Source organism: Paenibacillus sp. FSL P4-0176, from assembly GCF_037975265.1.
GTDB classification, from domain to species: Bacteria; Bacillota; Bacilli; order Paenibacillales; family Paenibacillaceae; genus Paenibacillus; species Paenibacillus amylolyticus.
The window spans coordinates 5,566,572-5,590,080 of the sequence record NZ_CP150242.1; the positions used below are offsets into that span (position 1 = coordinate 5,566,572).

The following is a 23,509-nucleotide window of genomic DNA, read 5'->3' on the forward strand; positions in this document are numbered from 1 at the left end:
CTTAGCGGGATTGCCGCTTTCGCCGAGACTGCCACGTCTCGATTGGTTCATGATCATCTTCTTCGATCAGTTCCAATGCTTCTTCCACTCTTCTGGCTTTGAATAACAGAATTAATTCCATCAGGTCTTCCCTGTCCAGCAGCTTCACTCCATTAACCGCTGCAAGCGTCCGACAGGCTTCGGTGTAACGGGCGGACGTTAATACAATCGACCGGTCGGCTTCATAATAACGCATCGATGTATATATCTCCTGCACAGCACTCAACCCTACGGGATGGTTCGCACCATATCGCTTCGCTTGTATCACACTTCGTCTGCCGAGTCTATCAACAAACACCAGATCTGCCCCAAAATCCCGGCTACTCGTTGTCTTATGCACCTCATCGTACCCGAGCTCTTCGAATAAATGATAGAGATATAATTCAAATTCCGAACCATCCTCCATCTTGTCGATGTCCTTTATTGTGATCTTACGAGGATTGGCTTCACTTCGGATCCGCTGCCCGCGCCCGATAACACGCCGAATAATCCAGGCCAGCAGCAACAATATGATGATACATCCAATGACCCATAGGGTCACATTTTCGCTCCAGTTCATAGCTATTCTCCTTGTTTCATTTCCTATGTTCTATCCAACGTCTTACGCAGATACGGCTGTCACCGCACTAAATATATCAGACTTCCACCTTCATCGAAAGAAGATGAATTCCCTGTAACCGTTACACTTCTCCAAACATAGTCATTTCGACAAACCAATGATAAAAGGTTACAGTGCGTTCGGTTGAATTCAGCTTGACTTTAATGGTAAAATTCAACAATCGGTTCTATTTTGAACCGAAGAAGAAAGGTGGTTTATCACTTGCATACATTGACCAAACACAAGTCCAAAACATGGGCTGCCCTCATTCTCAGCGGCATGCTCCTCTTCACCATGAATACAACAGGTTACGCCGCTGCTTCAACCGAATCCATGCCCAAACCGGCGTGGACGTCATCGTCCCTGATGTTATCTGAGGCTAATACAGAGAAAGATGTCCTGATCAAGGGAATTCATGCCGTGCCATCCAAAAATCTTGTATATGTACATGCCTCCCAACCCGTGACCAAAACAAGTAGCAAAACAACACTCGACTGGCAACTGGACTCTCTCCAAGCATTCGATGTTACAACTGGACAATTGAAGTGGAATACGATATTCCATGAGAAAAGTGGTCCTTATACCACCTACTCCGATTCGGTATATGCCAGCAACGGTACAGCTTATGTGTATATGGAATATTCAGACAAAACCAAAAAATTGTACTCATTCAATACATCCGGTAAAACCAACTGGGTCAAAACGGTGAATTCACCTGCAAGCATATCCCTATTGGATAACGATACGCTGATGGTTGCTTCAAGTCAGGGCGTGCAATCGAATGGTTCGGTTCGCTCCGCCATCTCGTTATATGACAAAAAGGGCAAGCTGATTACTGAAAAGACCATCAACGGTAACGTGCTTAAAGCTGATCATGGTCGAATTGTAGTGGATGCCAGTAAACAAACGAAGGTAGGAAACTTCTGGCAGCAAGCAGCTAATCCCAAAGTAGAGATCTATGATCGTACGTTGAATCGTCTGTCCTTCTACCAATTCCCTGCCAATGCAAATACATTAGGAGATGGCGGCGGTGAATCGCTGGCCATTCTCGACGATGGTTCCATCATTATGCGCGCCAATTTTGAGAACACCGGTAACAGACTGATGGGCTTTGGCATCGATGGCAAGCTTGCTTGGGGACGTGCCATTGCTGGTGATGCCTACATTCAGACGGCTGGCAACGGTTATACAGTCTTTACAGGGCAGAAGCTGGAACTGTACACGATGAAAGGCAAAGTGACTGAGCGTACATTCAAGGACGCACAGCCTGCACTTATGCGTGTTGACCAGACACAGGATGGTCAGTATCAGCTTGATTTTGCCAAAACAGGATACATTCTTGATCCACAGACGCTGGAAGACGTGCATATCTACACAACCAGTGCCTCGGTTCCTTCATTAGAAGGTGTTTCAACTTATGTGGATGATGTCATCTATTCCATGAACGATGAGACATTGTCCAAATATGTACTGAAGTCCAATTCTGCAAAATAAATACTCGATTTAATAATAAGCCGGGAGAGTTCCATAAGGAGCTCTCCCGGCTTATTACATTGGCAAATTAGAATATCATCCTATTTCCAATTCTCGTCTATAAATTCGTCCCGTCCGGATAACGCACGGTCTTCCTTATAATGTTTTTCGTTTTTCTTGTGATAATCCTGATGATAGTCTTCAGCCGGATAGAATACAGCTGCATCCCGAATTTCCGTAACAATGGGTTGATTGAATCGTCCGCTGGCAGCAAGTTCCTGTTTGGACTGTTCAGCAAGCTCACGTTGACGTTCATTATGCACAAAAATCGCCGTACGGTACTGTGTCCCCCGATCCTGGAACTGACCTCCGTCATCCGTCGGATCAATCTGAGGCCAGTACAGCTCCAGCAGTCGTTCATAAGGGAATACATCTGGATCAAATGTAATTTCAACCACTTCGACATGACCGGTCTCCCCGGTTTTGACCTGCTCATATGTTGGATTCTCGACGTGACCGCCAGCATAACCCGATATAATGCCATGAATGCCCGGTTGTTCTTCAAACGGTGTAACCATACACCAGAAACATCCGCCGGCGAATGTAGCTTTTTCCATTCTGTTCATCCCCTCTTATCGAAACTATCTATAGAATACTGATGCTAAGTTACGCATACATTCTTATATTTTAAAACAACAAGAGGTTGATTGAAAGCCATGGTTATGGCTCTCAATCAACCTCTTCATTGGTAAAACATTTAGCTGACAACTAATTCAAGAAATTATCTTGATTAAGTTACCCGCGACTACGTCCCATCGAACGGAAGATCAAGCTTACGATGGCTACAAGAACGATCGCACCGATCAAAGCAGGTACAATGTAGAATCCGCCCATCTCAGGACCCATATCGCCCAAGATTACTCCACCTAACCATCCACCGATAAAACCAGCAATGATGTTACCAATAACACCACCTGGAATGTCACGACCAACGATCAAACCTGCCAACCATCCAATGATACCACCGATAATTAATGACCATAACCAACCCATATCATTCACCTCTAATTAAAGTTTTTGTTGTTGTCTGTCTACTATTAACCGCTACAGAAGCATTTAAACAATTGGCATAAAAATTTTTGCATATTACCTTTTGTCCCCATGCATCTTTCTCTGCAAAACAAGCCTTAGTCAGGTATGGAAACAGATCGCGTTACTTTCCGGCATCTCACCAGCTCAGGGCTGCGTTATGTACCTCCCGAAAGTCATTGTATGTTAGAGCAGACAAGGTTAGTATCACCAATTGAGGTAGGATTATTTATAAAATTGCGTCATATTATAGGATGGATGGGTTAGGTCTGATCAATAAAAGCCTGCACGGCCCTTACCTGGCTGCGCCAGCCAAGTATGTTTATGGCTCTTGTCCAGCTCGCCACGCATCGACTGAATGACTTTCACAATGTCTGTCTGTCCATTCTGATGCCATTCCAGCGCAGCGCTCACATACAACTCACCTAGCTGTGCAAGAGAAAACGTTTCGGTCAGACGAGCTGCTTCTACCGTGCCTTCTTCACCCGCAAATACGGTAAAGCCTCGTTGGCGCAAATATTGCAGGCGCAGCGCTTCATCTGGCAACGGAATTTCATAAGCCCGGTCAAACCGTCCAGCACGGTTCATGAGGCCAGGATCTATTTTCTCCGGATAATTCGTTGTCCCGATCAGGAAAATGCCTTCTTTTGACGTAGCTCCATCCAGTGTATTCAGGAAAAAGGAACGGACTTCATCCGGCATCGAATCGATGTCCTCAATGATCAGTACCATCGGTGCCAACCGCTTGGCAGCCTCGAACACTTCACGCACCGACTCACTGTTGGTATACTCCGTAATCTGCCAATACGCAGCCGGGCCCGGGATACTTCCAGCAATGGATTTTACCAACGTGGTCTTGCCGTTTCCCGGATGCCCATACAATAGAATGCCCCGTTTGTACGGGATATCATAATCTCTGTAAAAAGAACGATCCGCTTCGAAGAACTGATCCAGCGAGCGGAAAATATCCTGCTTGATCTGTGCCGAGAGAACAACATCCTCTCTTCCCACGGAGCGAGTGATGGATTCGACGTGACGATCGCTGCCATTACGGGCATCGGTGTAGACCGTTACTTTTTTCATATTTTGCTGACGTTCCCGTTCCCGGACACTTCCCAGAAATTGCTTCATCTCCTCATCACCGATGGCAAAGACAAAGTCTTCACTGTAGATCCCGTTCTCTCTGAAAAATGGAACCCGCACAAGTGCTACGCCCCATTTCGGATAAGCAAATACGTTGTTGCGAATGGAGTAATGCACACCATAAGTAGGCACATCTCCATCATCGTCGTAATGCAAGGTCTGAAGCTCCAGATCTTCGAATATACGGGCGACCAATTCCACTTCGTCACTGCCATTTTGCAGGTCTTCCCGGAGTAACTCCCAGTATTCATTGTTCGGGTCGGAACTGGCATACAGCTTGTACTCAACTCCATAGCGCTGATGAAGTGCCTCACTGATTCCACGAATCAGCCTTGAATAGATGGCGTACCCCTCCACTCGAATTCGGGTATCATGTTGTTCGTCATAAGTATAGATCGCCTGGGTTGGATCTGTTTGTTTTTCGTTTATTGTCATTATTTCGCTCCCTTTACCGCTACAAGCGGTTTGCATTTGGCTACAACTTGAGCCAGGCCTGCGCCGGTAACACTGTCTATAATTTCATCTACATTTTTATAAGCCTGAGGTGATTCATCAATAATGGATTCAAGTGAGCGTTGATTTACCACGATCTCATCTTCTGTACCCACACCCAGTGCCGTAGCAAAATCCTCCACGCTAATCAATCGTTTTGTTGCCGTCCGTGAACGGATTCGACCCGCACCTGACATATTGAATAATAATTATCAGCACCCTGCGGCTGACCTACCATGATATATGAAGCAGTTCCCATGGAACCCGGAATAAGCGCCGGATGCCCTGTTGCCAGATAAGGCTTTGGATTGTCCGGATGACCTGCCGGCAACGCACGTGTCGCCCCTTTGCGATGTACAAAAACGGAACCTTGGTCTGCGTGAGATTCCTCCCAGGCATAGTTGTGCATCAGATCGTATAACGTACGAAATTCATATTTGGAGCCAAACACATCCCGGAATGCTTCGCGAATAGCATACGCAATCAGATGACGATTGACAACAGCGTAATTCAATGCAGAATACATCATGTTCACATAATGACGACCTTCCGCATGCTCCAGTGGAGCAAATACCAGTCTGGGATCGGATGTACCCAGGTTAAGCCGCTGCATGACTTTGGCAATCGCTGACGAACTCGTCTGACTTACATAACCACCCCACGCACGAGAGCCGGAATGAATCATGACCACGACCTGTCCATCATACAATCCCCAAGCTTCGGCGATTTCACGATTCTCTTCAGCGATCTCAATCGCCTGGATCTCGGCAAAATGATTCCCCCCACCCAGTGTTCCGAGCTGACGATGCGAACGATGCCATGTCATATCAGGAACGTGGTTTAACACATCCTCATCGTAACTGAACTTGCTGCTTTCCACATGTGTCATCGCGGTTGATTTTTTCGGTGTATAGCTGTCTGGAATATACTTTTTGGGTAAACCATGCAGGCCTTTACGAACAATATGCTCCAGTCTGATATCCGAGTAATGACCTCGCTGGTTCGCCTCCATCGGCAATACTTTCTCAATGGCCTTGACGAGTTTGCGGCGGAGCTTGATGTCTTTCAATTCGTCCTTGTGTAAGTTTGTCATATGCACTCGCATGCCACAGCCGATGTCACTGCCCACGATGGAGGGAGAAACATATCCGCTCTGCGCATCCCACACGGCTGTCGTTCCAATGCACGTACCTACACCGACGTGTACGTCTGGCGTATAACTCATATAAGAAATTCCCGGAATCTGCAGATTATTGTTTGCCATCTCAAACACCTTGTAATCAAGCGAGGAGAAGAGTTGTTGCGCCGCATATACGATTAAATCACCTGCAGGCAATTTTACTTCATGCCGGTAGGCACCTGTTAATTCGTTTGGATTAGTAAATAAATTAAATTCTGTATTCATAAAAGTGTATTATTCCTTCCTGTACGTTCAGCAAATTCGGTTTGCTGATTCATCTGTAAAATAAAACCAAAAAAAGCCATAGGCTAGTCGCCCATGACTTCTACTGAATGACAATAACGGAGAACAGAACAGCATAAACATGCTGTGTGTCTGTCATCCATCGCTATAATATAAGCGAAGAACGCATATCGATTATAAAACCTGCTAAACGATATGCCTATCCCCTATGTCGACCGTATGAGGCCAATGAAACGATGAGCCGGATATGCTATTGTGTCTACGTTGCGCCCTGTTTGAATCAAATCATAACCAAGCATCATGTCTCTCGGCCTCCCTTCGTTAATGTTAGTCTTATATTAAGGGGACTAGAATTCATGTGTCAACCCTTTTCTTGGAAATTGGTCCATGGTGTAGATTGCATATGTAAACAAAAACAGGAGATTGTCCTAGGACAATCTCCTGTTTTCCAAATAATAATGATGTTGTTAGCGTAACATGATTATTACAGTCCTGCTTGTTTTTCTAACTCTTCAACCGGATTTTCGTCTTCTTTTTCAGGAACTTTGGAAGACAGGAACCAACCACATACCGCAATGGTGATCAGTACAATATAGAATCCGAATTTCCAAATTTTATTTTCCGGGAAATGCTCATCCAGAACACCCAATGAAGGGTGTGCGAGTGTAATAACCGCCAGCTTAACCCCTACCCAACCTACGATGACAAAGGCCGCAACTTCAAGTCCTGGACGGGAATGAAGCAATTTCACAAAGTATGAGGCTGCAAAACGCATGATCACAAGCCCGATGAATCCACCGAGGAAGATAACGATAAACTGTCCACCGTCGAGTCCGCCAATTGGAGGCAATCCACTTGGTGGCAACGCCACAGCCAAAGCAACAGCAGCCAGAATGGAATCAACTGCAAATGCGATATCCGCTACTTCGACCTTGAAAACGGTCATCCAGAAACCGGATTGTTTTTTCGGTTTCTTCGGCGTTGAATCAGCTGCTTCATCTGTCTTATTGCGACTACCCAGTATCTTTTTAACGATATGGTTAATCGAAATATACAGGAGATACAGGGCACCGATCGCTTGCACCTGCCATACATCGACGAGGAAAGAGATCAGGAACAATGAACCTAAACGGAAAACAAATGCACCCATCAGACCGTAGAACAACGCTTTTTTGCGCTTATCTTCAGGCAAGTGTTTAACCATGATTGCGAGTACCAATGCATTATCTGCTGCGAGTAATCCTTCAAGGACCACTAAGACAGCAAGCACCCACCCATATTCTAATAATAATGAAACATCCAAAATTGACTCCTCCTTAATATTCTTATGATGTACAAAAAAAAGGACCTTTACCATCACTGGTAAGGTCCTTTTATATCCACAAAAAGAGACCTTTACCGAGCATGAAAACTTGGTAAAGGTCTCGCTAACAACAAAATTGCTGCCAATAAAGCCGGGGATATGATCCCGAATTGACGACTTTACTGTAAAAGCTACTCCCCTTTAACAGGAATATGTAGTTTTAGTTGGAACGGGTTGATTAACCTGTACTCATCATATTTCATAACGTTAAATAAAGTCAAGCTTTATTTAGTTGACGATACAGCTTACGGAATACGACAACATCGTAGATCATATTCCCCAGTGGAATGAAAGAAACAAAGAACAGAGCAATTGGACGGCGCAGACGCCATTTCTGTGAGGTGTACATAGTCACCATAAATAACAAATACATTAAAAACAAAAAACCGTACAGATTCCCAAACCATGTGACAGCCTGCGGCATAACCCCAGCATCTCTCAACGGAAAAGCAACAAACAGTAACAACACGTACGAAATGCCCTGCAACCACAACATCAGCCGGAAGCGCCCCAGCGTAGAATGTAACATTATTTTCCTCCTGCTTTTATACATGTAACGAATTCAATTGTTCCCGTACAGTATATCACAAAAGCTGAATATCTCGCTTGATGCCATGTAGCAGATTATTCCTGCACGCTTATATGGTTGGCTCACCTACCATTTCGCAGGAGCCAAATGCTTTAACTTCTCATAAGATATATGACGAAGATTGTTACAGATGTCGGACAAGGAGGAGCCGGATCATGAAAATAGCTATGGTTGCACCCGAGAAATTGCCTTTGCCCGGTAATGGTTCCGTGGAAATCTGTATCCTGGGCATCGCTCGTGAACTAGCCCATCGCCATCAGGTGACCATTATAAGTCGTCAAATGCAAGGTCTCGCCGCCACAGAACAGATCGATGGGATCACCATTCAACGTGTCCCTGCGTCGAGTCCTGTCATGTACACCAAAGCAGTCATACGTTTGTTATCCCAACAACCCTATGATGTAATTCAAGTGGATAACAGGCCACGAAGTATGGCTACCATCAAACGAGCCTTTCCACGCACTCCCGTTGTACTCTATCTTCACTCATTAACGTTTGCTCAGCCCGGGCCTTCCAAACTCACATTAATGAAAAAAGCTGATTGGATTGCCGTCAACAGTCATTCCCTACGACAAAGGTTAGGCCGCAGATTTCCGTTGGTAAAACACCGGATGAGTGTTGTTCCATTGGGTGCAGATCTAAGCCGCTTCAGACCTGTTGAATCCAGCGAAGAACAGATTCATCTGCGTACACAATTTGGAGTAACTAAACCATTCTCTATTCTGTATGTCGGCAGGCTGATCCCTGGAAAAGGTGTAGACGTATTAATTCGTGCGACTGCCCTCCTTCAGCAACAGGTATCTGTTCAACTGGTTGTTGCAGGCAAAGGACCTCCGTATTACATGCGTAAACTTCGCGAACTTGCCCAAAAACATAAGGTCCATGTTTCCTTCCGTGGTCAGATAAACCATGAGCATATCGATCAGTTGTATCGGGCAGTCGATTGTCTGGTCTGTCCGTCTCAAGAACATGAAGCTTTTGGCCTGGTTAATGTTGAGGCGATGGCTTCAGGATTACCCGTCATTGCTTCGGATAACGGAGGTATTCGCGAGATTATTGAATCAGGTATCAATGGATACCTTGTCACTGCTTATAAGCGCCCTCAACGTTTCACCTCTTACCTGTACAAACTTGCAAGCAATCCCACTTTTGCCGAGAAGTTAGGAAAGGCTGGCCGAGACAGCGCAAGGGCATATTTCAGTTGGGCAAGAACAGCCATGCATCTGGAAGCGACCTATACCAGGCTCATCCGTAAATGAGCCTTCTTTTGTTACGATGATCAAGCTTTTTCACGAAATTGCCATCCCTTAATCAAAGAATCCATCTGCGGAACAGGAATGTGACTCATCTCAATTAACTCCATAATCACCATATCTCTCATCATGAATCGTACTTTGGCACACGTTAGTTGATGAAACACATCGTAGAATGCCGTCCCGGCCCAACATCCATGAGGTACGACCAGCGGATCATTAACGATATAACCTACGGCTCCAATCGGGGGAATAACAACCTTAATTGCTTGATGATCCAAACGATTATCTGGATCTTTGACGAGATACACGGTATCCCCCACATGTAGAGCCTGTACTCCATCGTAGTGGTCCATCCCATACATAGCTGCGAATAATTTGGTGCTCATATTACCTGCTCCTTTTCCTGTACTTCTCCATGATTAAAATTTTTACAAAGATACATCGGTTTCATAATGTTCCAACCACTCGACAAGTTGCCTGCGTATCTCTCTACGGAACTCACGAGGTTCAAGTACCTCTGCCTCGGGTCCAAATTGATACAACCATTTCAAAAATTCTCTGCTGCTATTCAGTGTCACTTCAAATAACAATCCCCCATCGGACATATTCGTCATTCGCGGGCGAACAAACATTTCTTCTTCTTTTATGTAGGGGGCCACTTTCTCAGAGAATCTTACCTTGAAATGGATATTTTCGTCGCCACGGTCAATAGACCATGTGTTCTTCATATACTGCGTTATGTTGAAATCACCCTTGTCGAAACCGGCATTTGTTCGTGTCACATCCAAAAAACGGCTGATCCGAAACAATCGAACTTTCTGCAGCAAATGGCAGTATCCAATCAAATAAAAACGTTGATCACGTGGAATGAGATAATAGGGATCGATATCCCGGACTGTGATCTCATTTCTTGTCAGCGTATGATATTGAGTACGAATGGTTTGCTGGCTTAGAATAGATTCGATAATGGGAATCAGCAAATTAGGGTCTTTTCCTTCCTCGCGATAAGCTGGCGTGCCCATCCGAATAATTCCCGCAATATTCTCTACAATGTCACTGTTTCTTGATTTTAATTTGGTATGAGCCGACATAACCTTGTCAAACGCTGAATCAAACTCAGCAGGTAACTTGGAGGTATCAACTACGGACGGGAGCAAGGAGAAAACCATTGCTTCCTGTTCAGTAAAATCTAATGGATACATCGCAAACTCACCAATAAATCGGTAACCTTTGCCGTATCCTTCATTCATAATCGGGGCGACCCTATCCAAAATCCGGAGATCACGATAAATCGTGCGTACAGTCGTACCGCATTTCAGCGCCAATTCCTTGGCCGAAATTCCAGGATTTGCTTGTATAGCCTGAAGTATACGCAGCAGACGAATTAATTTCTCTGTCATGTAGTTTCTCCCCTTCGATATTTTATCGGCAAGGAAAACTAGTTCCTTTAGTACAGAACTAAATCTTTAGTCCCAATATTATTTTCGCAATTTCACCATTTTTGTATAGTCCAATTGCACTCTTACCCCCTTTTAATATACATTCTCTTACTCGCTTGCGTAAAACATTAACCCAAAAGACCTTAAACCTAAGCCTGAAAGCCTATACAATTTTCTAAAAATAATACAAAAAAGCCCTGATCTCCACAAAGAGACAAGGCTTTTCTCGGAATTACTGGTTATGCAACTGTAATAATTGATTCATCACATTTGCCATATGCTCACAGAGTTCAGCAATGTCCCCCATCTGGTCTTCATTCACACTGCGGTCAAAACAAACGTGAGCCATGACGTTATAAATGATTGGCTGTTCATCAAAGATATACTGGATAGTCTGGCATATCCTCTGCTCAGGCCAGCTCTCCTGTAATATCGAACGAATGGCTGGGCACTGCCTCTCAGGCTCTTTCATAACCATGCCAAACCGGATTTCCAAACGACAACCTGGATGAGCGCCAGGCGTCTCCAGGATCTCCGCTGCGAGCTCATTTAGGGAACTACTTAACACAACCTCGCCTGTTACTTCCGGACGATCCCTGAGACAAAATTGTAATGTGAACTCTCTGGACATCACTGCCATCTCCAGCCGATCTTTACGCCCCGTAATCTGAATACGTTCGTCCAGGTTATCCATATCATAGAGATAATTCTCAAACCCGACTTTCAGATTGTCATACACTGTTGGATCAAACATTGAATTAAACCTACTTTCTTACCCTTTAACATGTATTGTAGTACATTCTCATTTTTCATGCGAACGATGTGCCTATTGAACTCTCTTGCTCAGCAAAAAAAGCCCAGTCACTAGGACTGGGCTCTGGTTAAGCATGAGATCTGGCAAGATCCCGTAGCTTGGTTTATTCTTCTGTAGCTTTTTCTTCAGCTGCCGGTTCAGCTTCCTCAGCAGATGCTGTTGGCTCTTCCTCAGCGGCTTGTGGCGGCATGACGGACGCAATGATGGATTCAGGTGATGTTACGAGTGTCAAACCTTTATCGAGTTTGATATCCGCAGCAGTCAAACGATCACCAATGTCCAATCCACTGACATCCACCTCAATGGACGTTGGCAGATCCGCAGGCAATCCTTCTACTTCCAGCTGTGTCTCCTGTGTCTGGAATACACCGCCAGCTTTCGAGCCGGCCGCTGTACCCTGGAAGTCGATCGATACACTTACGCTAATCGGCTTGTTCTTGGAAATTTGCAAAAAGTCTACGTGCAACAAACGTCCGTTACGCTCTTGCTGATCCTTGATCAGCACCGGAAGCGTTTTACCGCCCTCCACATTCAGGTTGAACATTTCGGAGCGGCCTGTGCGTGCCACTTTCAGCATTTCTTTTTCATCTACATGTATTGAAGCACCTTCAAGTCCCGGGCCGTAAACGACTGCGGGAACTCGTCCGCCTTGTCTTAACAGGCGCAGTGCTGCACCTTTCTTTTCCGTTCTTGGCGTTGCTGTAAGTTGAGCCATTTTTCCGTTGGATTTCATGATTGAACATCCTCCTTCAAGGGATCACTACATTATATTTGTTGGAAAGCACTGAGGCTTATCTCATAGACCATAATGGTCTTTTTTCCTTTGGCCGAATCGTGGGCCATATCTATATTTACCCCAATGATAGAGGATCTCAAACACGAAACAGGACAATTAATTATTTTTTGGCAAGTTATAAGGCATATAATCAGACCAAAAAAGCAGTCGGAATCTCTTCCAACTGCTGATTTATCAAGGTTTTGACGAACTACATTTAAAGTTATACATAAAGAAACTATGCGCTATTACGATCCTCTGTTTTTTCGCTTTCACGAATGATCTGCATCTCGTCTGATCCGCTACGGACAATAATGTGTACATCCCCGTCTTCAGGTACAATGTCCACGTAACGGTCCCCGCACGTATCTTTAGCTTCCCATTCGTTCAATCGAATGATCAATCCCAGGTGATGCAGACCCGGAGCAACGCGGAAGCGGGCTTCGGCGGCATTACCGACTTGTTCCAGCCGTACTGCTCCGTCCTCCATACCTGTGCCCCATACCCAGACATCCCAACCTTCATAATGCTGGTCTTCCCGTTCGTATCGAAGCGTGACGGTTCGCGAAATCTGTTTATGAATCGTTACGCCAAGCGTTGCCCGGATTCCTCCAGCCTCAGCAATAATATGGGTTAATCCAGGTGTCATCGCACGTACGATCCCTGCTGCACTCACCGCTGCAAGTTCTGGATGAGAAGAGCTCCAGCGTATATTCGAATCCTGAAGCGGCTGACCAAATTGATCCAGAACCAAGGCACGGAAGCGACTGATTCGAGTCATGTACATGACAGGTTCACCCACAATTTCAATTCGTTCAGCATGACGATAATCCACTTGTAACATACAACTTGCCGTTATGTCCCCACAGTGCACTGTAATCGAAGCTTCTCCTCGTTCCAGTGCATGGATTGTTCCATCAGGCTGGATCTGAATAATATCCGGATCAGAAGAAGTCCAGGTAACTGGCGCTTTTTCCACCACATTGCCAATACTGTCCCGTACGATCGCTCGCAGTTGAGTAGTCTCCTTCGGACTATATACGTGGCGAGGAAAACTAATCTCCACTGTTGATGGTTCAGCGCCTCCAGCATGCTCTGTGTCATACAGTACCATTAAGGACCATCGTTCTACCTGAACAGTACCACGAACAGTCTTGATCACGTCTGTGCCTGCCTGATGATCATTGACTACAACATGCCAGTCCCCTTCCCCCAGGTCAACATGCTGCTCATGTTCTGTTCCGTTATAGATGACCATAATCTGATTCCAGGTGTCCTGATTCGCACCATTCTGAAGTATAAAGGCAACTACATTGCCATCCGCACGAATCACACGTAGGTGATTTCGTACCTGTTCAGCATCAATCATACGAAAAGCGGGATGTGTTCGCCGCAAATGAATAAGACCACGATAGTAGTCGAACACTGGTCTAAACCGTGATTTGTTGGCCCATGTGATGGCGTTCACCGCATCCCCGCTCCGATAACTGTTATGATCACCGGCTTTGGATCTGAGCATCTCATCCCCTGAATGCAGAAACGGAATTCCCTGAGATGTAAGCAGAATACCGGAAGACAGTAAAGAGCGACGAACCATCTCATGATTCAAAACATCATCTGCATCCACATACCGATAAGGATCTGCTGCTTTTACCGCGGACTCAGCACTCCCTCCACCCACGGGCTGTCCGTCCTTCCATACGGGAAACCCTAATTCCTGTCTAAGGTTCATCGTTGTCGCAATTTTATCCCACAGATTGAGATTGTCATGGGCAGTTACATAATTGACAACCTCCACAGGTGAAGATGTGAAATCATCCAGTGCTCCTGCTAATCCCCTAATAAGCTCATATTCCTGCCCTCCGGCACCCGTAACAAACCCTCTGCCACTGCCATCACTATCGCCCTTGATTGCACTGCGAAAATGATCATTAAATACTGCAAACCCCTGACCTCGCTGGGTTCCTTTTAATGTTTTACGGTCCAAAGGTGAATCTCCACCCATCCAGGGTTCCCCATAGATCAGAAACGCCGGATCGATCTGTTCCTTCAATTCACGTGTCAATTCATTCATCGTTTCCGTATCAATCAGGGCCATGAGGTCAAATCGAAATCCGTCCACATGATATTCTTCTGCCCAATATCGGAGAGAATCCAGAATATATTTTCGCACCATTGGACGTTCTGTCGCCAATTCATTGCCTACACCAGAACCATTACTGAGGGTGCCATCCTCCCGATAACGGTAATAATAGCCTGGTACAATCCGTTCAAAAGGTCCCTCTTCCACGCTATACGTGTGATTATAGACAACATCAAGTACAACGCGAATGCCTTGTCTGTGCAGCGATTGAACGAGTGATTTGAGCTCCCGAATTCGAACTGCAGGATCACGAGGATCTGTCGCATACGAACCTTCGGGAACGTTATAATGCTGGGGATCATACCCCCAGTTGTATGGTGCTCTGACATTTGAACCCACATCTGCCGTAGCAAGTTCATTCACCGTCTGATAATCCGCCACAGGCAGAAGATGTACATGAGTAACTCCCAGTTCGGCAAGATGGTCTACGCCAATACTATTGCCTGCTCTATCCGTCAGACCGGATGCCGTGAATGCCAGATATTTTCCCTTATACGGAATGTCTGCATGTGGGTCTGAGGAGAAATCACGGACATGCAACTCATATAACACGGCATCGACAGGACGTAGAAAAGCAGGTTTGACATCCAGGTCCCAATCGACTGGATTCGTGGTCTCCGGGTCTATAATAGCCGTTCGTTGCCCATTAGCCGTTACCGCTCTGGCGTAAGGATCAACAACCACTTCAACCCGCTGATTATCATGGATAATTCGGTACATATAATAATGTCCTGCCCAATCGCCGCTGAGCTTCAGACTCCATATTCCGTCCGCATCGCACGTCAGAGTATGTTCCTGCCCATTTTCATGATCTTGTACTTTACCACTATCGTTGTAATGCCCTTCATCGTCAAAAATCAATATATAAACCTGCTGTGCCGTAGGTGCCCACAATTTAAAAGTACTTGCTGCACGAGTATATGTTAAGCCAAGATCGTTGCCTTCGTAACAAAAAGAAGTCCATTCCGGCATCGTTCCCACCGCCTTTATATCCATTGATTTCGTGTTGTCCCGATGTTACGGAGCGGGACGTGTTTTGTCAACCCGGGGTTGTCTGTACTCATCATATCGGTCCAATTTGCGTATTCAATTAGCAATCGCTTTCAAAATATAGGATATGAAAACAAGCGCCATAGATTGACAGCATTTGTACCTGTCCTGACAAAAAAAGTTTGGAATATACAAGAATAAATTGCAGGATGTCATTTGGTTGAGATTAAAATGCACCAACAGGTGCATAGCATAAAAAAGTTCCAGACATGACAATGTATAGCCCTGCGACCAAGGCAGTGGTTTCTGACGCATCAACAAATCCCCCTTTCTTACGGGAAAGGGGGATTTGTTTTACCTCAATTTATTTGATTAAATTTGATTGATTGGATATCTTGAACGTGTCCTTGTTAGCGATTTTACTAATGGTCTGTTGGCAGCCTTCAATTCTTGGCAAGCTTTGCGTTCATTAGGAATTGGAATACATCACCGTAAGGGATATCGCATTCACATGTACCTGTCCGTCCTGTATGGTACGTATCGTATCAACGCCTGCTTGTCCTTTTTCTACAATCACATTCCATGTCCCTGTGGGAACAGAGACGTCATGGTTTTCTTTTGCCGCGTTATAGATGACAACAATACGTTCCCATGAATCGCTGGCTGCTATACCGTTCAGCTCATAGGCTAACAGCCCATTGCCTTTTTCTATTAGACGAATATGCTTCTCGATCTCCTCCCAGGTACGAAGTCGAAAGGCTGGATGCTCTCGCCGAAGACGGATCAGCCCACGATAATAGTCAAACACCGGCTTGAACAGCTGCTTTTGCTCCCAATGTATGGCATTGACCACGTCTCCACTCTGGTGGCTGTTGGCGTCCCCATATTTGCTGCGAAGCAACTCATCTCCAGCAGCGATCAGAGGCACACCCTGGGAGGTTAGCACGATACCATTGGCAAGCAGACAACGTCTAACGGTCTCATTCTCCAGAATGTGTTCTGGATCGATCTGCAGGTAAGGTTTAGACTTCTCTACGGCCTCCTCCACACTCTGGCATCCACGAATACTTCCATCCTCGTCATAGGTGAGGAAATTCAAGGTATCGTGGAGTCCTTGTGTACGTGCAACTTTGTCCCACAGGTTGAGATTATCATGCACTGTTACATAGTTAATCGTCTCAGATGGACCATCCGTAAAATCCTGAATGGCTCCCCGGACGCCAGTCCATAATTCGTCTTCTTTTCCGTCCGCCCCCGTCGCAAATCCCGTACCCATGCCATCGCTGTCTCCCTTGATTACTCCGCGGAAATTATCGTTAAACACAGCAAAACCCGCCCCGCGCTGCGTTCCTTTTAGGGTCATATCATCACCAAGCGGCGAATCCATTGCGCCCCATGGTTCACCATATAACAATATGGAAGGTGACACTTCGGTGTGCAACTCCGCTGCAAGCTGTTTCATCGTAGTTGTGTCGATCAGACCCATCAGATCAAATCGAAAACCATCCACATGGTACTCCTCTGCCCAGTAACGGACTGAATCGATGATAAACTTGCGAACCATGGTGCGTTCAGTAGCCACCTCATTGCCCGTACCTGAACCATTGCTGTAGGTCCCATCGGCGTTTTGACGATAGTAGTACCCTGGTACAAGTTTTTCAAAGGAGCTGCCTGCTGTATTAAAGGTATGATTATATACCACATCCATAATGACACCTATTCCCTTGTTATGAAGGGCAAGCACCATTGATTTGAACTCACGAATTCGTGTCTCCGGATCATCTGCACGTGATGCATAGGAACCTTCCGGGACATTGTAATGGAGCGGATCATATCCCCAGTTATAGTTGGAGCCATCAGACGTATCACCATCTACTCTGGATTCATCCACCGTCGCAAAGTCAAATACAGGTAGCAGATGCACATGGGTAATCCCGAGTTCAACCAAATGATCGATCCCCAGTGTGTTGCCCTCCGAATCACGCAGACCCGTCTCGGTAAAAGCCATGTATTTGCCTTTATTCGTTATACCAGATGATGGGTGAATGGAAAAATCACGTACATGCAGTTCGTACAGGACTGCATCTACAGAACTGGTCAATTCCGGGCGAATATCCTCACTCCATCCCTTCGGATGTGTCTGCTCCAGTCTCACAATTACACCCATTTCTCCATTCATGGTCACTGCTTGTGCGTAGGGATCTACAGCAGTAGTTGAATGTCCATCTTCGAAAGTAGGCTTGTACATGTAACGGTAGCTACTTAAATCACCCTCCAGTTCCAGAACCCAGATGCCTTGTTCTTTCTTTTGCATAGGTAGCGCCTGCTGTTTCCGTTGATTGGGCTCTTCCTCCGGGCTCCCCCCTGTCAAAGGTGGGTACAGAAGTAGTTCCATCTGAACAGCTAACGGTGACCAGACTTTGAAGTGACAGGTTTGTGCTTCTAATGTGACACCTAAATCTCTTCCTTTGTATGTATCTTCTGAAATCAATAGTTCCTGCTTATCCTCTTCAATCATATGTGTTGTTCCCCTCTCGTTGAGAAAATTGATGAACATGGATGGTACGAGTGCTTCTTACCCTTTATACCCGTTCTGCTACCCAACCATAATCCGAATTACACAAAAGAAGACAAACGTCATGTAGATTTACATGACGCCTGCCTTCTTTATGGGTAAAACGATATCTCCCTAATGCGGTACCTGGGATTGGAAATCATTCCGGCTGGATTGATCGGCGTGGTACAAAACCACGTCCCCATCTTGCATCGGCCAGCTTTTTCCCTGACCATCTACCGGGCTGTTATCAAAACCTTCCATTTGCCATTGATTCATCAACGGTGCATGAATATATTGCAGATGCGGTGCACTCGTATTGCCACTGCGCAATGTTTCGATATTGAAGTTAACCGCAATGTAACCGTCCCTCAGAAATACCATTGCCTTCTCATCCAACTGGTTTTGTCTGGAAAGCGACTCGAGATCGGTTCCTTTGGGTACAGCATATACATCTGCTGGCAAGCTATATTCCCCATACCAGCGCTGAATCGCTGCATTCGCCCGATCCACATTAACACTGGAGGGAATATCTGCTTTTGGGCCAATGAGTGTACGGATCTGTGAAGGAAGAATCATCCAGTCATAACGACCTACCCACGTTTTATGATGAGAGGTCTGATCCACGAAACGAACCATATGTTCCGCCATTGTACCCTGATTGCGTTCCTCCGCCGACAGTTCATAGGTATACTGATAACGCGCTGTATCACCTAACTCCGTACCGGGGACATTCCGCAACCGTGAGTTCAGGACAACAAAGCGTTTTTCTAAATCTTGTGCCGATCCGATACGAATGAGTCGTTCCTGTCCTCGATGGTAGTATAAATCCACTTCTTGCCGGGTGGTGCCATCTTTACTCACAAAAGAGAACGTCGGCGTAATTCGGATACCATCCTGTTTCCCAAACATATTACCCTTGGTTTTCAGATCAAACTTGAAATGGTAACCCGTCTTCACTGCAGCATTTCGGAACCCCTGTACCGGATGACTGCCAGGACGAATAGGCAGGACATAGTGAGCCAAATTACCTCGGGGATCTCCGTCTATACTGTTTCCTCCGGTCCAGTAGCTTACACCCGTTGGTTCGGGGCTGCCTATCCGCTTACGGAACACATTCTCCCAGTTGTAGTCTGAAATATCGGTGATGTGAAAATCATATAATCGTCCGATAACGTCTACAGCAACGGTATCTGCTGCGACATGATGAGTCAGATTGGTGTTGGCATCCTGTTGTTCTGTGAAGTTTGCAGGTGCATTTTCGGCGATATTTCGAAACTCAACCTGGTAATTCCCTTCATCTACCCATACAGGGAGATAAAAAGGAGTGTCCAACTGATTTACCGGAATATCCACCCAAGTCATGGCCGGAATAAACTGATTTCTGGCACCGTTATAGACATCAAATGGGAAACGAACCTGTTTGATCCGGAAATATTTCGCATAATCATGGTTTCCATAACCAGGGTAACTTGCTACATCCAGATGCTGCCCTGAGGTCGGTATCCGCACAATGAATGGACGCTCTAAAATAAGTGCAGCTCTGGTCGGATCTGGCGTAGTCTTCTGATTATGAGGCTGATCATCTGACACCCAGGCATAGTTCACAACTGGAGTATGTACTGTCACCGAGTTAATGCCCAGAATGGGGAACTTCTGATCCTGCCCTCCGTTAACATTACCAGGGAGCAATCCATACGTTATCTCACCCGTGGTTGGCTGGTTAGCTTTGTTCATCAATGTGTTCTTGATCGTCAGACGGTTCTGGTACAGAACAATATCCCCAATCATGCCAGGCTGGGGGATACTTCCCGGTTGCGGAGCGGTTTTGGTCACAGGAGCAGGATCCATAATTGTCGCTCCATTAAAGGTTACCTTGTCGTTATTAACGGTGTTCTCTCTAACCTCCGCTTCAGCTTCAGATTGAAACAATGACGTTTCATCTGGCGTAGAGGGTTCAGTAGAACCACCCGGAACCCCTTTGATGCCAAGATCAATTTCTCGACATGGCGCAGGTTTCACATGATTGGTAACCGCAGTATCCATAGCCGATTGCAAAGTCGGTGCTGTATATGCATTGGGCGTCAGGGTCACGGTGTCACCATAACCGCCTAGCGCATAGTTAGATACCTTGGCCTCATTTAACTTGTATACCTCCAGGTTATCGATCTGCCAATAGCTATATGTCCTTGTTACTTGCATAGTTTTATCCCCGGGCACATCACGTTCTCTGGGCTGAGGAGGTGTCCCTGGATCACCCTCACCACTAGAGGCTCTTCCTGGGATCGTCCAGGTTTTATGATAAACCCTTTTCACCTTAACGGTGTAAGTCACCGTTCCTGTCATGTTAACCCAACGGTGCTGAAACAGATATTCCTTGGCTAAAACATTGGCATAGAGATCTTCCGAAGTTGGAATACCACGGTTAACATCGAACTTCTCAGATCCACGCTCGTCTGCCTTCAACACACCTCGAACAGACGGGTCTATAACCGATGCTTCAATAACCGTGCCTCTACTCGGTGGGCTGATGGTCACAGGGCAAGTGTTCGCAGGGTCACCCCCCGGATCGCCATCATTACCACCCTCTCCATTATCCGTGCAGTCCTTCACCTCAAGCACCTGAGTCCCTTGTTCATCCAGTTGCTGAGTAGAATCAAGAAAATGAGCTTTGATGGTAGTGCTACCCACGATCCCTTTTGTCGTGATTTTTCCATCAGCGCCAATCGTTGCCACAGCCGGATTCGAGCTTTGCCACGTCAATTTAGGATGAGCTGTCAGTTTATGAACAGAGCGATCCGGTTTGGTTAGAACTGCTTCCGCCTGTAGTGGTGTTGTATTGGCTTTACAAGCGTTCGGCAAATTCACCACGAGTCCTGGCTCAGACGTAACGGTTATGGTGGCTGTATCCGAGATGAGATATGTACCATTGTTCCAGATTGCACGCACAGTGACCGTGCCCGGACTCTCAGCTGTTAACATCCCTGTTTTCAACTCTATACTCGCAATTGTCTCGTCAGAAGAAAACCATTTGATCTCTGCTTCCCTTCGCGATACGTCGATGCCCTCATTAAAATCTGTCGCACCATAATGTCTTATGCTAACTTCGGCTTTCATCTGCTTTGTTTGTCCAATAGTCAAAACCGAATCTGGTGTTACATCGATTTCTTTTTCTTCAACCAGATCGCCTTCCCAAATGATGTCCATTGGTGTATGGTAGGCTACCACTTGCTTGAGACAACCTTGATTTGTTCTACCACCATTCTCATAATCATCCCACTCAGTTACTTGGTGTGAACCTCCTGTTTTGGTAATGATTTTTACTATAGTACTACCTTCTCTTATAACCGTAGTACCAACCCCAGTATAGAATAACTGCTTATTGCTTGTTTGATAATCTACGCTCTTAATCCGAATGTTTTCAACCATTCGCTGTGTAATTCTTTGGGATTGGAGCTCTGGCCAATGTTCAGCAGGCCACCTGGAAAAATCGACTTCGTTAGGTATTTCTTTCTCAGCCGGGAATGGTCTAGAACACGAATTGCTATTAAGGTTATCCGAGTAAGTTGGTCCATTAGTATGGTCTGCCCTGAAGCTACCATTATCAAGCTGGTACCAATAAACACCTGGATTTGCTACCCTTTCTAACGACTCTATTGTATGAGAAATTTCTTGTTTCTTGGGCCCATACGGATCCGAGCCTGCAGCTTCTATAGGCGAGGATAAATTCAAACATAGTATATTAAAAAGAAAAATTAAGATAACAATTAAGGATTTTTTCTCACCATGGACCCACAATAATACTTCACCACCATTTAATACTACTTACATATTTTGAATTTGTAGAACATTTTTACTTTTTTCGTTAAAGATATACGCCCCCCTTTTTCCATCCAAAACGGATGTGACCCAAAATCTTTTCTTCACATCTTTTTTTATCAAATCTCTCGAACTTTCCGGAATAGTAACTAAGCCGTTCTTAGAGGTGTGCTTAAGATCCAATCGATTAAACTGTAAAAAACCATTGTATAAGCCTCCATTGAAGGTGATTAAGTTGGATTTATCAATTTTGGATGTAAAAGATATATCTGCAAAAGCCATATAATTACCTTTGAAAAGATGAGTTTCTGGACCAATAAATAATGGTGCATAGATACCTTTTGCTTTACCTTGGGTAACATCCACGACGATATATCTATGGAGTGTAACTACACCGGATTTATTAGATAAATTAATTTCTTCTTTAGATATATCACTTACTTTAACCGAATTCTTCGTATACCTATAATTACTAATGGTCGTTAAATTCGTACCCGTCGTGCCGACCTCTCTCATCTCATTCAGATCACTGTACTTCCCCGCATCCGTGCCCTCCACATCCATATAACGCAGTAAAATGGCCGATACTTCTGCACGAGTGGTGGAATCCGCGGGTTTTAATGTGCCATCCTGGAATCCACCGACAATGCCTGTCCCACGGACAAGGGCAAGATACGGAATCTGCTCAGCACGAATGGTGCCACGGTTCACTTCCGGTGTGGGAAGCAGCGTATTTTTTGTATCGTTAAAAGCATCTTGGAAGCTGGCTCCGGACTTGATCAGTCCATTGGCAATCCATTTCATCATCTCGTAACGCGTTAGCTCCGCATTCGGATTGAACCCTTTGGCATAATCGCCAGCGTTAATGAATCCTTGTCCAACAAGTTGGCTAACCGCCGCTTCAGACCAATGTCCCTTGAGATCAGCAAAGGGATTCTGCCCCTCTACCTTCTCCAGTCCAGTCGCACGGGCAAGTATGGTCGCATATTCCCCACGCGTGATTTTGCCATTAGGACGAAACGTTCCATCCTGGTATCCAGAGATCAAGTTTTTTTCATACGCTTTGGCAATCGTTGCTTGAGCCCAGTGGCCCTTGATATCCTTGAACTTGCTAAGGGCAGTGTCACTTGTTCCCGATGCAGCATTCGCTGTTGACGTAAAATGTACGGGTCCAACGAGCAATAGTGTTCCTGCCAATACAGCTGTCGTTAACAACCCGACGATCCAACCGTTCCGTTTTTTCTTCTTCTCGTGTCCTTTAATCTGCTTCTTCAATCTACTCACGCTCCTATGTACCTTAGTATGGGGATGCTTTACTTGGTCAGCCTAGTCACTTCTCTTCATAACCAAAACCTAAATTTGCCATAATAATCAATATTCTACCATGTTGTACTAGGCTATTGGTATTATTTTTCGTCCATCCCCATCACGTTAAGGCGTGCGCCCCTCCTTCCATAGACCCACTTCATTCGCCTAAAACACAAAAAAAGGCCATGAATCCGCAGATTCA

At 45.5% G+C, this 23,509-nt stretch carries 16 protein-coding genes and 1 pseudogene; 2 read left to right on the forward strand and 15 right to left on the reverse strand.

Annotated elements, in window-relative coordinates:
• Nucleotide 1: 1 nt before the first annotated feature.
• Nucleotides 2-598 carry a restriction endonuclease gene (locus tag MKY95_RS25810; protein WP_036617077.1) on the reverse strand — a complete coding sequence of 199 codons (597 nt, stop codon included), beginning with the start codon at nucleotides 596-598 and terminating at the stop codon, nucleotides 2-4.
• Nucleotides 599-859: 261 nt separating this feature from the next.
• Here MKY95_RS25810 and MKY95_RS25815 point away from each other — a divergent pair, with 261 nt between their 5' ends.
• Nucleotides 860-2,131, forward strand: a complete 1,272-nt coding sequence (locus MKY95_RS25815; protein WP_339195063.1) for a hypothetical protein — start codon at nucleotides 860-862, stop codon at nucleotides 2,129-2,131.
• Nucleotides 2,132-2,211: 80 nt separating this feature from the next.
• Here MKY95_RS25815 and msrA read toward each other — a convergent pair whose 3' ends face one another.
• From msrA to MKY95_RS25845, 6 genes and pseudogenes are all read right to left on the reverse strand, one after another.
• Nucleotides 2,212-2,727, reverse strand: coding sequence for a peptide-methionine (S)-S-oxide reductase MsrA (gene msrA, locus MKY95_RS25820; RefSeq protein WP_127551385.1), 516 nt, complete (start codon nucleotides 2,725-2,727; stop codon nucleotides 2,212-2,214).
• A gap of 178 nt (nucleotides 2,728-2,905) precedes the next feature.
• The gene (locus MKY95_RS25825; RefSeq protein WP_017686880.1) at nucleotides 2,906-3,163 is read right to left on the reverse strand and encodes a GlsB/YeaQ/YmgE family stress response membrane protein; all 258 of its coding nucleotides are present in this window, start codon (nucleotides 3,161-3,163) and stop codon (nucleotides 2,906-2,908) included.
• Nucleotides 3,164-3,472: 309 nt separating this feature from the next.
• Complete coding sequence (locus MKY95_RS25830) at nucleotides 3,473-4,777, reverse strand: AAA family ATPase (RefSeq protein ID WP_339195067.1); 1,305 nt, start codon at nucleotides 4,775-4,777, stop codon at nucleotides 3,473-3,475.
• Nucleotides 4,777-6,239, reverse strand: a pseudogene (locus MKY95_RS25835) (RtcB family protein). The gene MKY95_RS25830 and the pseudogene MKY95_RS25835 overlap by 1 nt, the downstream one beginning before the upstream one ends.
• 502 nt (nucleotides 6,240-6,741) lie before the next feature.
• Entirely contained in the window at nucleotides 6,742-7,560 is an 819-nt protein-coding gene (locus MKY95_RS25840; protein ID WP_036617064.1) for a TerC family protein, read from the reverse strand.
• Between the two features lie 277 nt (nucleotides 7,561-7,837).
• Nucleotides 7,838-8,149 (reverse strand): DUF3817 domain-containing protein, encoded by a 312-nt coding sequence (locus MKY95_RS25845; protein WP_036617062.1) that lies wholly within the window; start codon nucleotides 8,147-8,149, stop codon nucleotides 7,838-7,840.
• 215 nt (nucleotides 8,150-8,364) lie between these two features.
• On the opposite strand from MKY95_RS25845, the gene MKY95_RS25850 reads away from it, so the two are divergent.
• Nucleotides 8,365-9,468 (forward strand): glycosyltransferase family 4 protein, encoded by a 1,104-nt coding sequence (locus MKY95_RS25850; RefSeq protein ID WP_339195070.1) that lies wholly within the window; start codon nucleotides 8,365-8,367, stop codon nucleotides 9,466-9,468.
• Nucleotides 9,469-9,488: 20 nt separating this feature from the next.
• Here MKY95_RS25850 and MKY95_RS25855 read toward each other — a convergent pair whose 3' ends face one another.
• The 8 genes from MKY95_RS25855 to MKY95_RS25890 all read right to left on the reverse strand — a co-directional run bounded on the left by MKY95_RS25855 (nucleotide 9,489) and on the right by MKY95_RS25890 (nucleotide 23,274).
• Nucleotides 9,489-9,851: an HIRAN domain-containing protein gene (locus MKY95_RS25855; protein ID WP_339195073.1), complete on the reverse strand. Its 363-nt coding sequence runs from the start codon at nucleotides 9,849-9,851 to the stop codon at nucleotides 9,489-9,491.
• A 42-nt stretch (nucleotides 9,852-9,893) separates the two neighbouring features.
• Nucleotides 9,894-10,865, reverse strand: a complete 972-nt coding sequence (locus tag MKY95_RS25860; protein ID WP_076212352.1) for a transcriptional regulator — start codon at nucleotides 10,863-10,865, stop codon at nucleotides 9,894-9,896.
• A 271-nt stretch (nucleotides 10,866-11,136) separates the two neighbouring features.
• Nucleotides 11,137-11,658, reverse strand: a complete 522-nt coding sequence (locus tag MKY95_RS25865) for a hypothetical protein (protein WP_339195077.1) — start codon at nucleotides 11,656-11,658, stop codon at nucleotides 11,137-11,139.
• Between the two features lie 163 nt (nucleotides 11,659-11,821).
• On the reverse strand, nucleotides 11,822-12,451 hold the full coding sequence (locus MKY95_RS25870; protein WP_036674494.1) for a 50S ribosomal protein L25: 630 nt from the start codon (nucleotides 12,449-12,451) through the stop codon (nucleotides 11,822-11,824).
• Between the two features lie 280 nt (nucleotides 12,452-12,731).
• A complete protein-coding gene (gene pulA, locus MKY95_RS25875) occupies nucleotides 12,732-15,608 on the reverse strand; it encodes a type I pullulanase (protein WP_339195079.1) in 2,877 nt (958 codons plus the stop codon).
• Between the two features lie 487 nt (nucleotides 15,609-16,095).
• Nucleotides 16,096-18,144: a type I pullulanase gene (gene pulA / locus MKY95_RS25880; protein WP_339195080.1), complete on the reverse strand. Its 2,049-nt coding sequence runs from the start codon at nucleotides 18,142-18,144 to the stop codon at nucleotides 16,096-16,098.
• A gap of 171 nt (nucleotides 18,145-18,315) precedes the next feature.
• A complete protein-coding gene (locus tag MKY95_RS25885; RefSeq protein WP_339195084.1) occupies nucleotides 18,316-21,609 on the reverse strand; it encodes a DUF5704 domain-containing protein in 3,294 nt (1,097 codons plus the stop codon).
• A gap of 396 nt (nucleotides 21,610-22,005) precedes the next feature.
• A complete protein-coding gene (locus MKY95_RS25890; protein ID WP_339195086.1) occupies nucleotides 22,006-23,274 on the reverse strand; it encodes an S-layer homology domain-containing protein in 1,269 nt (422 codons plus the stop codon).
• Between the last annotated feature and the right edge of the window lie 235 nt (nucleotides 23,275-23,509).

Bases quoted from the DNA above. Each gene is read 5' to 3' on its own strand.
- MKY95_RS25810 (WP_036617077.1), bottom strand. From the start codon at position 598: ATGAACTGGAGCGAAAATGTGACCCTATGGGTCATTGGATGTATCATC.
- msrA (WP_127551385.1), bottom strand. From the start codon at position 2,727: ATGGAAAAAGCTACATTCGCCGGCGGATGTTTCTGGTGTATGGTTACA.
- MKY95_RS25825 (WP_017686880.1), bottom strand. From the start codon at position 3,163: ATGGGTTGGTTATGGTCATTAATTATCGGTGGTATCATTGGATGGTTG.
- MKY95_RS25830 (WP_339195067.1), bottom strand. From the start codon at position 4,777: ATGACAATAAACGAAAAACAAACAGATCCAACCCAGGCGATCTATACT.
- MKY95_RS25845 (WP_036617062.1), bottom strand. From the start codon at position 8,149: ATGTTACATTCTACGCTGGGGCGCTTCCGGCTGATGTTGTGGTTGCAG.
- MKY95_RS25850 (WP_339195070.1), top strand. From the start codon at position 8,365: ATGAAAATAGCTATGGTTGCACCCGAGAAATTGCCTTTGCCCGGTAAT.
- MKY95_RS25855 (WP_339195073.1), bottom strand. From the start codon at position 9,851: ATGAGCACCAAATTATTCGCAGCTATGTATGGGATGGACCACTACGAT.
- MKY95_RS25860 (WP_076212352.1), bottom strand. From the start codon at position 10,865: ATGACAGAGAAATTAATTCGTCTGCTGCGTATACTTCAGGCTATACAA.
- MKY95_RS25865 (WP_339195077.1), bottom strand. From the start codon at position 11,658: ATGTTTGATCCAACAGTGTATGACAATCTGAAAGTCGGGTTTGAGAAT.
- MKY95_RS25870 (WP_036674494.1), bottom strand. From the start codon at position 12,451: ATGAAATCCAACGGAAAAATGGCTCAACTTACAGCAACGCCAAGAACG.
- pulA (WP_339195079.1), bottom strand. From the start codon at position 15,608: ATGCCGGAATGGACTTCTTTTTGTTACGAAGGCAACGATCTTGGCTTA.
- pulA (WP_339195080.1), bottom strand. From the start codon at position 18,144: ATGATTGAAGAGGATAAGCAGGAACTATTGATTTCAGAAGATACATAC.
- MKY95_RS25885 (WP_339195084.1), bottom strand. From the start codon at position 21,609: ATGGTTGAAAACATTCGGATTAAGAGCGTAGATTATCAAACAAGCAAT.